The sequence below is a fragment of the Anaerozeibacter quisquiliarum genome (assembly GCF_051162045.1).
Lineage (GTDB): Bacteria > Bacillota > Clostridia > Christensenellales > Aristaeellaceae > Anaerozeibacter > Anaerozeibacter quisquiliarum.
Genome location: NZ_JBISDI010000017.1, coordinates 60,593 through 72,703, shown reverse-complemented (window position 1 = coordinate 72,703; position 12,111 = coordinate 60,593). Strand labels below are relative to the sequence as shown.

The following is a 12,111-nucleotide window of genomic DNA, read 5'->3' as shown; positions in this document are numbered from 1 at the left end:
AAAAAGATACACCAATCGCCTATAATCCGTTGTTGCCCGATTGTATCGGAAATGGGGCATGTCCGCTCATGTCCGAAAGTACCAAAAAGTCATACTAAAAAATCCGGACTTGCTTTCACAAATCCGGATTTAAGTGGTCGAGGTGACAGGATTTGAACCTGCGACCTTTTGGTCCCGAACCAAACGCGCTACCAAACTGCGCTACACCTCGGCGCTGGAGCCAATGAAGGGACTCGAACCCTTGACCTGCGGTTTACGAAACCGCTGCTCTACCGGCTGAGCTACATTGGCAACTGGTCACAGTTAAGAATTATAGCATAGCGGGGTGCGGACTGTCAATAGGAGGAGCGCATGATTTGTACAGACGCGGGTAAAAATATGATGAAATCCATGCCTCACTCCTCATGTACCAAGAACGGATCGTCCTCCGGGTGCGCCTCGGGCAGGTGTTCGCAGGCCATCAGCAACGCGTCCTCGCCGGTGTCGGCGTAGTAGCGCTTGCGCAGGCCGACTTCCACGAAGCCCAGCTTTTCATACAGCGCGCGCGCCGCGCGGTTTGAGACGCGCACCTCGAGCTCCAACATGCTCATCCCGGAGTCGGCGGCCAACTGCATGAGCGCGCGCGTGACCGCCTCGCCGTAGCCCAGACCGCGCCGGTCGGGGCGCACCGCGATGTTGGTGATGTGTGCCTCGTCCAGCACGAACCATACGCCTGCGTAGGCCACCGCCTCGCCGTCTTCCTTGAGCACCAGGTAGCGCGCGCATTGGTTTTCTCGCACCTCGGTGGCGAAGGCCTGCCGCGACCAGGGGATTGAAAAACAGGCGCATTCGATTTCGTGTACCTGATCGATGTCCTCGAGCGTCATGAGGCTTATCGTAATCTCAGCCATGGCGGATCCCCGCCTCCCGCTCGCGCTCGGCCTGCGGCGCGCGCAGATAGATCGGGCGCAGCTGCGCGGCATCCGTCGCCCGGTCGCTTTGTTTTTGCGCCAGCCGGCAGGCCGCGCTCGGCATGATGCGCGCGTGCGCGGGCGGCGCGATCAGCGCGCGTTCGCCCAGCCGCCGCGCGATGCGCGCGCCGTGCGCCTGCACCCCGTCGCCCACGAACAACAACCGCCCCGATTCGGGCAGCATATCGAGGAAATCATCAAGCGCCAGCGCCGCGTCCTCCATCAGCCGTTCAGACGCCCCGCCCGCCCGGCGGAACGCCGCCGCATACACCTGGCCGCGCCGCGCGTCGAGAATGGGGCACACCGCGCCCTCGAAGCCGAACTGCCCCTCGCACAGCACCTCGAGCGCGTTCAGCCTGACGCAGGGCTTGCCGGTCGCCTGAGAAAGCGCCTGCACCGCGCATACGCCGATGCGCACGCCGGTAAATGAACCCGGCCCGGCCACCGCCGCGAACAGGTCAACTTCCGACGCTTCCAGCCCCGCCGCCGACATCGCGGCCTCGACCATCGGCATCAGCGCCTCGGAGTGGGTGCGGCCGAGGTCGGCCACGGCCTCGTACAGCACGCGCTCATCCTTCATCAGCCCCACGCCCGCGACCGGACCGGAGGCGTCCACCGCCAGCACGATCATGGTTGCTCCTCCCATTGCCGAAGCGCCGCTTGGATGGCTGTTACGCGCGATTCATCGATGCCCTCGAAGCGGATGTCGATTAACCGCTCCTCGTCGAGCGCGCCGCGCGCAATCGAAAGGCGCACAGCGGGTTCCACGCGCAACCCCTCGAGCGGCCACTCGATCAGCGCCACCTGCCCGCCGCCGACGAATTCCGCGAGGCCCGCCGCCTCGAATTCATCTTCATCGCTTATCCGGTACAGATCGAAGTGGCACACGGGGGCCGTCCCATCATGGTATGGCTGCATCAGCGTGAAGGTGGGACTGGGCATCGGCCCGGTCACGCCCAGCGAGCGCGCCGCGCCGCGCGCCAGCACTGATTTGCCCGCGCCCAAGTCCCCGGTCAGCAGCAGGCTGTCGCCCGGGCGCAGTTGCGCGCCCAGCGCTTGCCCCAGCGCGTGGGTATCGTCCTGTCCGGTCGTCTTGTACAATATCACTCACTCTTTCCAGGTCAGCGCTTCTCCTTATCGTGAAGCAACGGGGACAGCCGCTTGTAGAGCAACAATGTCGCCAGCGACAGCACGATCCCCTTGAGCAGGTTGAACGGAATCGTCGCGAACAGGATCAGCTTGAACATGCTGTCAATCGCGGGGATCACCTTCGCCATCATGCCGATGATCGCCCCTTCCGGGAAGTTCATCGTATTGATGTAGAAGGGGATCATGATGTAGTAGTTGGTCAGCGCGCCGACCAGCGCCATAAACAGCGTGCCCAGCGCCATGCCGATCAGCGCGCCCTTGCGCGTGCGCGCGTGCCGGTACCACAGGCCCGCCACCACCACGAACGAGCCCGAGACCAGCAGGTCGGCCAACTCGCCCACCCCGGCGCTCGATGAGTGGAGCAGCCCGGTGATGTCCTTGATCAGGTTGACCACCAGCCCCGCCACCGGTCCCATCGCGAACGCGCCCAGCAGCGCCGGCAGCGTGGAGAAGTCCAGCTTGTAGAAGCCGATCACCGGAATCTCGGGAAAGTAGAAGAGGATCGACGCGACCGCGCCCAGCACGCCGATGCGCGCGATAATCCCTGCCGTCAGTCTGCCCTGTTTCATGGTTGACACACTCCCCATCACCAAATTCGGCCCCTGATGCGCGCGCAACAGGGGCCGCAAAAACGGCGTTGGGAGAATTTGATCTTCTTCCATCCAGACTATACTGTCGGCCCCGGGATCGCACCGGGTCTGCCAATTGGCTCGCGGGCTCGCTTCACAAAGAAGATTACCGCCGGTGGGGAATCTCACCCCGCCCTGAAGACGCTGTTCAGTTGTCGGAGTTATTATAGCGCTGGGGGAGGAGATTGTCAAGGCGGCATACAATCTTTACACGCCCCACCCGCAGCCTTGTCCCCCCCTCTGGCCGGCGAGGGCCGCGGGGAAACCCTCGAGGAACGCCGAAAAAGCAGATGCATGCGGGAACTCGACGAACGGGACGGCCCGCCTCCCCGCGCCTGCGACTTGCGCATCCTGTGGCTTTGATGACGTCATGCGAAAGACTTGATGCGCTAACACATATACCATATTCGAAGCGGACAACTGGTGGAGGGACACTGGCTGAACACGCCGGACGATGATGCGTGCCTGTGCAAAGACTGCGGTCTGTTCGCAAATGGCGCCTGCAGCGGGAAGGAGAAATGCCATGCGTAAGGCGCTTGTGTGCGCTTGGGTTCAAATGCGCCTGTATATCCGTTCCGGGCGGATTGTGTTTGCGCTGCTCATGCTGATCGGATATCCCTTTGTGTTTTATCACATCGTGCCCGTCGATGTGGTGTCGAGCTTTCTGATGTCGACCGTGGCCGCTTTCGCATGGGGTGCATGGATCGCGCTGGCCATGAACTGGTCGGAGGAGCCAGTTCTGCGCCATGTGCTCATGGTGAAATCCGGGGCAAGCCGATACCATATCGCGCAAGCATTGTGGCTGTTGCTGTTCGGCGCTGCGGGCGGTGTGTTTCTGATTTGTCTGCCGATGCTTGGCCGCGCCGTCTATATTCACGGCATGTTTGTCCGGGACCCATCATTCCGGGAGGTTATGCTGGGCATCCTGCTCAACGCATGTGCCGGCATATGCGGCGCTTCCGTCGGCGGCATTTTCCATCCGAGCATCATCCGGGACAGAAAAATGGCGTATTTGTTTTGTCTGCTGATCGGCCTTCTCGGCCTGACCGCCGGAATGGCCGGTGTCCCCTTTGCCCCGCGTCTGCTGTTGCCACCGCTATACGATTCGATCTATCGTCTGGGGCAGTCCGCTGAGCTGGAAACCGGTGGGGCACTGATGCACTGTATATGGTACTTGCTTTATACGGGGGCTTGCATTGGCCTAAGAACCTTCGCGTTGATCAAGGCAAAAGAATCCTGAAGTCATACGCGGCCCAATACAAATCCAGTTTGTCGGCATGACGCTATCCGAAATCGGATGGCGTTTTTCTTGTTGGAGGCAACCTCAGGCGCTCCTTCATCCGAAGCATATACCCGTAAGCGGGAGGTGAGGAAGGGCCCCGTCACCGTCCCGATACAAAGCCCCCTCCGGTCGTCCCGGAACGCGGCCCTTTGTCAATGGTCTGCACGGAAAAAGCGCTTTTCGCGGCTCTCCGATTTTGGTTTGCTCAGACACCGCCGGCCATTCCGGTGGGTAAAAGACCTGAGGTCATCAACAAAAACGTCCTCCCATGCCGGAAAGGAAGCGACCCGGCAGTCGCGCCAAGCAGGATGGGAGGAACCACCATTGGGTAATGACATAGGCCGCCCGGCGCACGCAAAGCGGCGTTGTCAACACCACATCTGCGCCGAAGCCAGCCCCCTCACCCCTCCGCGCCGCGCTCGAATATATCACAAAACGCGCGCTGATTCGCCTCAAAAATATCCACCAGCAGCGGGTCGAGATGGGTGCCCCGGCTCTTGCGGATGAGGGCGGCGCTGTCCTCGTGCGAGTAGCCGGGCTTGTACACCCGGCTCGACCGCAGCGCGTCGTACACGTCGGCCAGCGCCATGATCCGCGCCGCGAGCGGGATGTCCATGCCCGAAAGCCCGTCCGGGTAGCCGCTACCGTCCCAGCGCTCGTGGTGCCTGAGCGCGATGTCCATGCCCATCCTGATGAAGGCGTTCATCGGGTAGCTCTTTTCCACGCTGGCCAGCGTCCGGTGGCCGATCAGGACGTGGGTCTTCATCACCTCGAACTCCTCCGGCGTCAGCCGGGCGGGCTTGAGCAGGATGGCGTCCGGGATGCCCACCTTGCCGATGTCGTGCAACGGGCTGGCCTGGGCGATGTTTTCGACGAACGCGTCGCCGATCGGCTCGCGGTGCGCGCCCGCCTCCTTGAATTTGATCGCGATCAACCGACAGTAGGCGCTGGTGCGCCCGATGTGCTCACCGGTATCGTCGTCACGCGACTCGGCCAGCCTGACCAGCGCGTAGATCGTGGCCATCTGGGCGGCGGACACCTCGGCCACTTTTTCGCGCACCAGTTCCTCCAGGCGTTCGTTGTGCCGCTTGAGCTGCCTGGATACGGCGGCATACCGGGTCATCAGCCCCGAGACCAGCTCGTCCTGAATCTCATGGTCGACCTGATGCGCGAAACAGTCGAACAGCGCCCGCGCGTCCCGACGCCCGTCCGCCCGGTCCGAGGCCGCCGCCAAGCCGGCCTCGCGAATCTCACATAGAACCATCCGGTCCCTCCTCGACAAACCGGTCGATCCCGACGCTGCTCAGCCGCTTGAGCTGCCCGATCGCGGCCTTGCGGGATTCGGGGGTGTTGAGGATGCTGCCGTGCTGCGGGGCGATCATGCGGATGTCCAGTCCTTCGATCAGCGACAGCGCGTGGCGCAGCGCCACGGTGGAGGGCATGACGCGCCGGTGGAAATCCAGCATGCCCGCGAGCTGACAGCGCCCGCCGGTGACCGGACAGGGGTCGTGCGGCTGGCACCGTTCGCAGATTGACTCGATCTGCGCGTAGAGGCTCCAGCCGTAGTCGTAGCCGCCGAACAGATCGCTGCTGAACAGCACGCCCGTCTTGGCGTCGTAGGTGACGAAGCTGCCGGGCGTGTGCGCATAGGGCGTTCGGATGAATTGCAGCGCCCGGCCGCTCGAAAAGGCGAACCGGCCGCCCAGGGCTTCGATGCAGTCCTTGGGCGACTTCTGGGAATAGTAGTTGATAAAGAGATTGTTTTCGTAATGGGAGATGACCCGAAGATCCGGGCTGTTGATCATCGCTTCCATGTGCGGCAGGTTCCCGCACAGGTCGGGGTCGTAATGCTGGTAGATCAGGCGCTTGATCTGGCCGGGATTGATGCCCGTGCGCAGGATCTTCAGCATCACGGTGCCGAAGTCATCCCGGCTGCCGCTGTCGATCAGCACCGCTTCGTCGCCGTCGATGATCAGGTAGGGGTTGCAGTGCAGCCCGGTCTGTGCGTCGGCAAAGCCAACCCAGTAGACCTGATCGGCAATCTCAATGCACTCCTGGTCATTCAGTGTTTGCCCATCCATTGCGAGCACCTCCCAGTGCAAGGCCTTCTGCGGAGCATCGTATGCGGCGCGCCGGTCTCTGGTGATAATTGATGGTTACAATATCGCATTATAATGCAACTTGCCGGAAAATACAAGCGAATTTTGTCGGTATTCGCGCGATGGCCGTCGAATGGCGGCGCGCCCGGCGCGGCTCGTACACAAAACGGGGAACATATTGTGGCAAAAACGGAGTTTTGGGTTGCGATTTTACCGAGTGATGCTATAATGGAAACGCGAGGTGTAGCTGTGAATAAGTTGATCTATGTAACCGACGACGACCGGAACATCCGCCAACTGATCTTATCGTTCCTCGAAAAAGACGGCTTTGAGGCGGTGGGGTTTGACAGCGCGGAGGCGCTCTTGCACGCGTTCCAGGCGCGCGAGCCGGCGCTGGTGGTGCTGGACATCATGCTGCCCGGCATGGACGGGCTTCATGCGGTGACGGCGATCCGTCGCCAGCACAACACGCCGATCCTGCTGGTGTCGGCCAAGGACGGCGAATTCGACCGCATCACCGGGATCACGCTGGGCGGCGACGACTACATGGTTAAGCCGTTCTCCCCGGTCGAGCTGGTGGTGCGCGTGCGGGCGCTGTTGCGCCGCGCCGACATGAACCGTGCGGTGAGCGACGAGCCGCAGCTGCTCACGATGGGCGATTTGACGATGGACCTCAAGCTGCGCACGGTCGTCATGGCCGGCCAGCCGTTCCCGGTGACGCCCACCGAGTTCGATTTCCTGTCGTACATGCTGCGCAACCGGCAGCGCGCCGTCAGCAAGACGGAGCTGCTGCGCGAGTTGTGGCACTTCGACTTCGACGCCGACACGCGCGTGACCGACGACCTGGTCAAGCGCCTGCGCAAGAAGCTGGCGGCACAGGGCGGTGGGGTGCGCATTGAGACGGTGTGGGGCTTCGGGTTCCGGTTGAGCGACGAGGCCGAACCCGACGGCGCATCATGAAAATGAAGCTCGGCTTGCAGGCCCGGCTGTTCCTGCCGCTCGCCGCGCTGATGATCGTGCTGCCGCCCTTCATCTACCTGACGTTCGACCTTGTGACCGCCGAATACGCGATGAGCCTGTCGCGCTCGGCTATTTCGTCGACGATCGAAGCGGTTAAGTCGATCGTCGACGCGGTTTACGTGGAACCGCCGGGCTCGCCCAAGGGCGAGCCCGTGACGGATGCGGACGAGCTCAAGCGATTTCAGGCGCGCGAATTCTTATACGAGACGCGCCGCGCGCTTCGGCGCAGCCAGTTCGAATCCTCGATTATCGTGCTCAACAAGACCCTCGAGGTGGTATTCCCCTCGGAGGTGGACGAGGAGATTCGCGCGGTCACCGATCACTTTGGCCCCCAGGCCGACGCGCCCCCGCTGTCGGACGCCCCGCCGCACTTCGAGCGGCTGTGCGTGGATGGGCAGGAATACCTGGCATGCATGCTGACGCTGACCGACCCCGAGGCCGTGCTCACCAATTACCTGATCGTGTTCAGCTCGATCAACGACACCGGCATGCTGCTGCGCGCGGCCGGCCTCGTGGTGCTGGTGTTGACCTTCCTGCTGGCGCTGGTGGCACTGATCGCGTCCTGGCTGATCGCGGCCAGCGTCGCGCGGCCGATCGCCGAGCTGAGCCGGCACGTTCAGTCGATCGGCGCGGGCGAGTTCGCGCCCACCGACCAGGTCAGCGACGTGCGCGAGATCGCGCTTTTGATCGAGGCCACCAACAGCATGTCGGCGCGGCTTCAGCGCGTAGACCTGGCGCAGAAGACCTTCTTCCAGAACGCGTCGCACGAGCTGCGCACGCCGCTGATGTCCATCCAGGGCTACGCCGAGGGCATCCAGTTCGGCATCCTGGACGACGCCCAACAAGCGGCCGGCGTAATCGCGGCCGAGAGCCGGCAGCTGACCCGCGTCGTGGACGGGTTGTTGACGCTCTCGCGCATGGACAACGACCAACTGACGATTGAGATCGAGCGGATCGCCCTGCTGCCTTTTTTGCAAAACACCATCGAGCGCATGCGCGGCGCGGCGCTGCTCAAGGGCGTCGGTCTTACGCTCGAGCCGATTGCCGAGGGCGCGGACGTGCTGGCCGACGAGCAGCTGACCAGCAAGGCGGTCGACAACGTGCTGTCCAACGCCATCCGCTACGCGCACAGCCGGGTTGTGCTTACGCTGTCGGCCGACCGGGAATGCGTGCGTTTACGCATATCGGACGACGGGCCGGGCATCGCCTCCGAGGACGCGCCGCGCGTGTTCGACCGCTTCTTCAAGGGGCAGGGCGGGCTGCACGGCGTGGGACTGCCGATCGCGCGCTCGGCCATGGAGCACATGGGCGGCCAGATCGAGTTGCTGCCCGGCGGGCCGGGTACGACCTTTGAATTGCGCTTCAAGCGGGCCTAAGTAAGCGCTGATTGATTCGGGCGGCGGCTGGCGAGGGGATTTCCCGTCCGACAGGCAACGTCGGAACAGGTCAGCAGCTACCCGGGGAGTTTCGTTTCCTCTCGAGGGGCACGGCTCACGAGTCGCAGGGGCGACCTGTGGCCGCCCTGCGCGGTTGCGCTGAAATCACAATCGAAAAAGAGGCATCTACCGATGAAATCCGAGACCAGCCATTACGAAATCGACATGACACACGGCCCGATGCTGAAAAAGATTTTGCTGTTCGCGCTGCCGCTGATGGCGACGGGCATGCTGCAATTGCTCTACAACGCCGCCGACATCGCGGTGGTGGGTAAGTTCGCCACCGACGCCGACCAGGCCGCCGTGGGGTCGACCGGCGCGCTGATTAACCTGGTGGTCACGCTGTTCATCGGGCTTTCGGTGGGCGCGAGTGTGGCGGTTTCGAACCACTACGGCGCCGGGCGCCACCGCGAAGTGAGCTCTGTGGTGCACACCGCCGTCGCGGTCAGCGCGATTGCCGGGGTGGCGGCCGCCGCGCTGGGCATCGCGTTTGCGCCGCTGCTTATGCGTATGACCGGCACCCCGCCCGAGGTGGAAGGAAAGGCGCTTGCCTACCTGATGATCTATTTCGCCGGGCTGCCCGCCGCCATGGTGTACAACTTCGGCGCGGCGGTGCTGCGCGCGGTGGGCGACACGCGCCGCCCGATGTACTACCTGGCGATCGCTGGCGTGACCAATGTGGTGCTCAACCTGATCTCGGTGATCGTGTTCCGCATGGGCGCGTCGGGCGTGGCGCTGGCGACTACGGTGTCGCAGGTGGTGTCGGCGGTGCTGGTGGTCACCTGCCTGATGCGCTCGAGCGGCAGCATCCGCCTGGATCTCAAAAAACTGCGCGTGCACCGCGCGGCCTTCTGGGAAATCGCGCGGGTGGGCGTGCCCGCGGGGCTGCAGGGCACGGTGTTCTCGATCTCGAACGTGCTGATCCAGTCGTCGGTCAACTCGTTCGGCACCATCGTGATGGCGGGCAACACCGTGGCGCAGAGCCTGGACGGCTTCGTCAACGTGACCACCGCCGCGTTCGGCCAGTCGGCGCTGTCGTTCGTGGCCCAGAACCGGGGCGCGGGCGACCTCAAGCGCGTTCGCCGGGCGGTGCAGGCGAGTTGCCTGTGGATGGCGATCTTCGCCGTGGCCGTGGGCACACTGATTGTATCGATCGGCTCCTGGCTGCTTGGTACATTTTACACCGACAACCCGGTCGTGATCGAGCAGGCCATGGTGCGGCTGAACATCATGTGCTTAACCTACGCGCTGTGCGGGCTGATGGACGTGCTGGCCAGCTCCATCCGCGGCATGGGCCACTCGCTGCTGCCGATGCTGGTTACGCTGATAGGCGTGTGCGGTCTGCGCATCGTCTGGCTGTACACGGTGTTCGCCCAGCACCGCACGCTGACCACGCTCTACCTGTGTTACCCGGTGACCTGGGCCATCGCGGCCGCGACGCATTTGGCGTGTTTTGTTTGGCTGTATCGGAGGATGTCGCGGCCGCCCGTACGCGCATAGGACGCCTGGAATGAAATTCTTTCTTGTGCGTCCCATCAATCTGTGCTATAATAACTGCATTGTTTACGTCTGCCTGCAATTTATGATGGATGGTGATTCGGTTGGCTCGATTCGTCATCAAGCGAATCCTTTCTGCAATCCTCACGCTGTTCGTCGTGGTTACGATGACCTTCTTCCTGATGAACCTGATTCCGGGCGGCCCATTCAACACCGAGCGCGCCAGCAAAAAGACCATCGCCATGATGGAGAAGAAATATGGCCTTGACAAGCCGCTGTTCGAGCAGTACCTATTGTACCTCAAGCGCCTCGCCCGCTTCGATCTGGGCGATTCCTACAAGCGCGTGGGCTTCAGCGTCAATCAGATCATCGCGGAGAAGTTCCCCACATCGGCAAGGCTCGGCGTCATCGCAATCGCGCTGGCCGTGAGCATGGGCGTACCCATGGGCACGGTGGCCGCGTTCAGGCGCAACAAGTGGCTGGACCGTGTGATTATGTTCGTGGCGACGCTGGGCATTGCGGTGCCCAACTTCGTCATGGCGACGACGCTGTTGATTGTATTCGGCGTGTTGCTGGGCATTTTGCCCACGCTCGGGCTGTCCGCCTGGCAGAGCTACATCATGCCGGCGTTTGCGCTGTCGTTCTACCCGGCGTGCTTTATCGCGCGGCTGACACGCTCGTCGATGCTGGACGTTTTAAGCTCCGATTACATCAAGACCGCACGCGCCAAGGGCCTGCCCGAGCGCAGGATCCTGTTCAAGCATGCGATGCGCAACGCGATCATCCCGGTCATTTCCTATTTGGGCCCGCTGTCCGCGGGCATCCTGACCGGCGGCTTTGTCGTCGAGAAGATCTTCACGATCCCCGGCATGGGCAAGTTTTTCATCGACTCGGTCACCAACCGGGACTACCCGCTGATTGTGGGCGTGACCGTGTTCCTCGCGGCGCTGCTGATTCTGATGAACCTGATTGTAGACCTTGTGTACGGCGTGGTGGACCCGCGCATCAATTACGAATGAGCGGAGGCCGGCCATGAAGCTGAAACCCGTCAAGAATTTCAAATTCCTGTCCTTCCATCTCTCGCCGGAACTGCTTGAACCGGCGTCGACGGAGGAAAAGAGTCAACTCACGCACATGCGCGAGTCGGTCACCTATTGGCAGGACGCCATGCGCCGCCTGCGCGCCAACAAGGTCGCGATGACCAGCGCGTGGATTCTGCTCGCCGTGCTGCTCTTCGCCTGGGTTGGCCCGATGCTGATGCCCTACCAGTACGATCAGCAGATTCGCGGGGCGGAGCGCATGGCCCCGACGCTCGACCCCTTTCACCCGTTCGGCACCGACAACCTGGGCCGCGACCTGATGGTGCGCGTCATGATCGGCACGCGCATCTCGATGACGATCGGCATCGTCGCCAGTTTAATCATCCTCATCATCGGCACCACCTACGGCGCGATCTCGGGGTACCTCGGCGGTTGGGTGGACAATGTGATGATGCGCGTCGTGGAAATCGTCTACGCCATACCCGACGCGCTGGTCGTCATCATCCTGGGGATTTCGCTCAAGGATCCGCTGCAGAAGCTGCTCGACTCCGGCGGGCTGAAGGCGTTTGCGAGCGTCGGATCGGGCCTGATCTCGATCTTTCTGACATTCGCGCTGCTCTACTGGGTCAGCATGGCGCGCATCGTGCGCGGCCAGGTGATCGCGCTCAAGGGCTCCGAGTACGTGACGGCCGCCCGCGCGATGGGCGCGAAGAGCGGCTGGATCATCAAGAAGCACCTGGTTCCCAACTGCATCGGCACCATCATCGTCACCACGATGTTCCAGATCCCGTCGGCCATCTTTACGGAGTCCTTCCTGAGCTTCATCGGCTTGGGCGTCTCCGCGCCGATGGCGTCGCTGGGTTCGCTGGTCAACGACGCGCTCAACGGCTTCCAGTCGTATCCCTACCGGCTGATGATCCCCGCCGCCATGATCGCCGTGATTATCCTGGCGTTCAACCAGTTCGGCGACGGCCTGCGCGACGCGCTCGACCCGCGGATGCGCGGATAG

12 protein-coding genes, 2 tRNA genes and 1 riboswitch are annotated in these 12,111 nt (G+C 62.7%); of the genes, 6 read left to right on the top strand and 8 right to left on the bottom strand.

Annotated features, from left to right (window positions below; genetic code table 11):
* Nucleotides 1-134: 134 nt before the first annotated feature.
* The 6 genes from ACH6CV_RS09320 to ACH6CV_RS09295 all read right to left on the bottom strand — a co-directional run bounded on the left by ACH6CV_RS09320 (nucleotide 135) and on the right by ACH6CV_RS09295 (nucleotide 2,668).
* A tRNA-Pro gene (locus tag ACH6CV_RS09320) sits at nucleotides 135-211 on the bottom strand.
* A gap of 4 nt (nucleotides 212-215) precedes the next feature.
* Nucleotides 216-291: transfer RNA gene (locus ACH6CV_RS09315), tRNA-Thr, on the bottom strand.
* A gap of 104 nt (nucleotides 292-395) precedes the next feature.
* On the bottom strand, nucleotides 396-890 hold the full coding sequence (rimI, locus tag ACH6CV_RS09310) for a ribosomal protein S18-alanine N-acetyltransferase (RefSeq protein ID WP_456357910.1): 495 nt from the start codon (nucleotides 888-890) through the stop codon (nucleotides 396-398).
* Nucleotides 883-1,581, bottom strand: coding sequence for a tRNA (adenosine(37)-N6)-threonylcarbamoyltransferase complex dimerization subunit type 1 TsaB (gene tsaB, locus ACH6CV_RS09305; RefSeq protein ID WP_456357909.1), 699 nt, complete (start codon nucleotides 1,579-1,581; stop codon nucleotides 883-885). The genes rimI and tsaB overlap by 8 nt, the downstream gene beginning before the upstream one ends.
* Nucleotides 1,578-2,051 (bottom strand): tRNA (adenosine(37)-N6)-threonylcarbamoyltransferase complex ATPase subunit type 1 TsaE, encoded by a 474-nt coding sequence (gene tsaE, locus ACH6CV_RS09300; protein WP_456357908.1) that lies wholly within the window; start codon nucleotides 2,049-2,051, stop codon nucleotides 1,578-1,580. The genes tsaB and tsaE overlap by 4 nt, the downstream gene beginning before the upstream one ends.
* Nucleotides 2,052-2,071: 20 nt before the next feature.
* Nucleotides 2,072-2,668, bottom strand: a complete 597-nt coding sequence (locus tag ACH6CV_RS09295) for an ECF transporter S component (RefSeq protein ID WP_456357907.1) — start codon at nucleotides 2,666-2,668, stop codon at nucleotides 2,072-2,074.
* A 77-nt stretch (nucleotides 2,669-2,745) separates the two neighbouring features.
* A riboswitch (FMN riboswitch) is annotated at nucleotides 2,746-2,875 on the bottom strand.
* A gap of 376 nt (nucleotides 2,876-3,251) precedes the next feature.
* Between ACH6CV_RS09295 and ACH6CV_RS09290 the strand changes: the two genes are divergently transcribed.
* Nucleotides 3,252-3,968, top strand: coding sequence for a hypothetical protein (locus ACH6CV_RS09290; RefSeq protein WP_456357906.1), 717 nt, complete (start codon nucleotides 3,252-3,254; stop codon nucleotides 3,966-3,968).
* A gap of 442 nt (nucleotides 3,969-4,410) precedes the next feature.
* On the opposite strand, the gene ACH6CV_RS09285 is transcribed toward ACH6CV_RS09290, so the two are convergent.
* Entirely contained in the window at nucleotides 4,411-5,274 is an 864-nt protein-coding gene (locus tag ACH6CV_RS09285; RefSeq protein ID WP_456357905.1) for an HD-GYP domain-containing protein, read from the bottom strand.
* A complete protein-coding gene (locus tag ACH6CV_RS09280; RefSeq protein ID WP_456357904.1) occupies nucleotides 5,261-6,091 on the bottom strand; it encodes an oxygen-binding di-iron domain-containing protein in 831 nt (276 codons plus the stop codon). The genes ACH6CV_RS09285 and ACH6CV_RS09280 overlap by 14 nt, the downstream gene beginning before the upstream one ends.
* Nucleotides 6,092-6,358: 267 nt before the next feature.
* Between ACH6CV_RS09280 and ACH6CV_RS09275 the strand changes: the two genes are divergently transcribed.
* The 5 genes from ACH6CV_RS09275 to ACH6CV_RS09255 all read left to right on the top strand — a co-directional run bounded on the left by ACH6CV_RS09275 (nucleotide 6,359) and on the right by ACH6CV_RS09255 (nucleotide 12,111).
* A complete protein-coding gene (locus ACH6CV_RS09275; protein ID WP_456357903.1) occupies nucleotides 6,359-7,069 on the top strand; it encodes a response regulator transcription factor in 711 nt (236 codons plus the stop codon).
* Nucleotides 7,066-8,505: a sensor histidine kinase gene (locus ACH6CV_RS09270; protein WP_456357902.1), complete on the top strand. Its 1,440-nt coding sequence runs from the start codon at nucleotides 7,066-7,068 to the stop codon at nucleotides 8,503-8,505. Before ACH6CV_RS09275 ends, ACH6CV_RS09270 begins: the two co-directional genes overlap by 4 nt.
* 192 nt (nucleotides 8,506-8,697) lie before the next feature.
* Nucleotides 8,698-10,065, top strand: a complete 1,368-nt coding sequence (locus tag ACH6CV_RS09265) for an MATE family efflux transporter (RefSeq protein ID WP_456357901.1) — start codon at nucleotides 8,698-8,700, stop codon at nucleotides 10,063-10,065.
* Between the two features lie 101 nt (nucleotides 10,066-10,166).
* Entirely contained in the window at nucleotides 10,167-11,081 is a 915-nt protein-coding gene (locus tag ACH6CV_RS09260) for an ABC transporter permease (RefSeq protein ID WP_456357900.1), read from the top strand.
* 13 nt (nucleotides 11,082-11,094) lie between these two features.
* Nucleotides 11,095-12,111, top strand: coding sequence for an ABC transporter permease (locus tag ACH6CV_RS09255; protein WP_456357899.1), 1,017 nt, complete (start codon nucleotides 11,095-11,097; stop codon nucleotides 12,109-12,111).

Coding starts and splice junctions, on each gene's coding strand:
- ACH6CV_RS09295 (WP_456357907.1), bottom strand. CDS start 2,668: ATGAAACAGGGCAGACTGACGGCAGGGATTATCGCGCGCATCGGCGTG.
- ACH6CV_RS09285 (WP_456357905.1), bottom strand. CDS start 5,274: ATGGTTCTATGTGAGATTCGCGAGGCCGGCTTGGCGGCGGCCTCGGAC.
- rimI (WP_456357910.1), bottom strand. CDS start 890: ATGGCTGAGATTACGATAAGCCTCATGACGCTCGAGGACATCGATCAG.
- ACH6CV_RS09270 (WP_456357902.1), top strand. CDS start 7,066: ATGAAAATGAAGCTCGGCTTGCAGGCCCGGCTGTTCCTGCCGCTCGCC.
- ACH6CV_RS09290 (WP_456357906.1), top strand. CDS start 3,252: ATGCGTAAGGCGCTTGTGTGCGCTTGGGTTCAAATGCGCCTGTATATC.
- ACH6CV_RS09255 (WP_456357899.1), top strand. CDS start 11,095: ATGAAGCTGAAACCCGTCAAGAATTTCAAATTCCTGTCCTTCCATCTC.
- tsaB (WP_456357909.1), bottom strand. CDS start 1,581: ATGATCGTGCTGGCGGTGGACGCCTCCGGTCCGGTCGCGGGCGTGGGG.
- ACH6CV_RS09265 (WP_456357901.1), top strand. CDS start 8,698: ATGAAATCCGAGACCAGCCATTACGAAATCGACATGACACACGGCCCG.
- ACH6CV_RS09280 (WP_456357904.1), bottom strand. CDS start 6,091: ATGGATGGGCAAACACTGAATGACCAGGAGTGCATTGAGATTGCCGAT.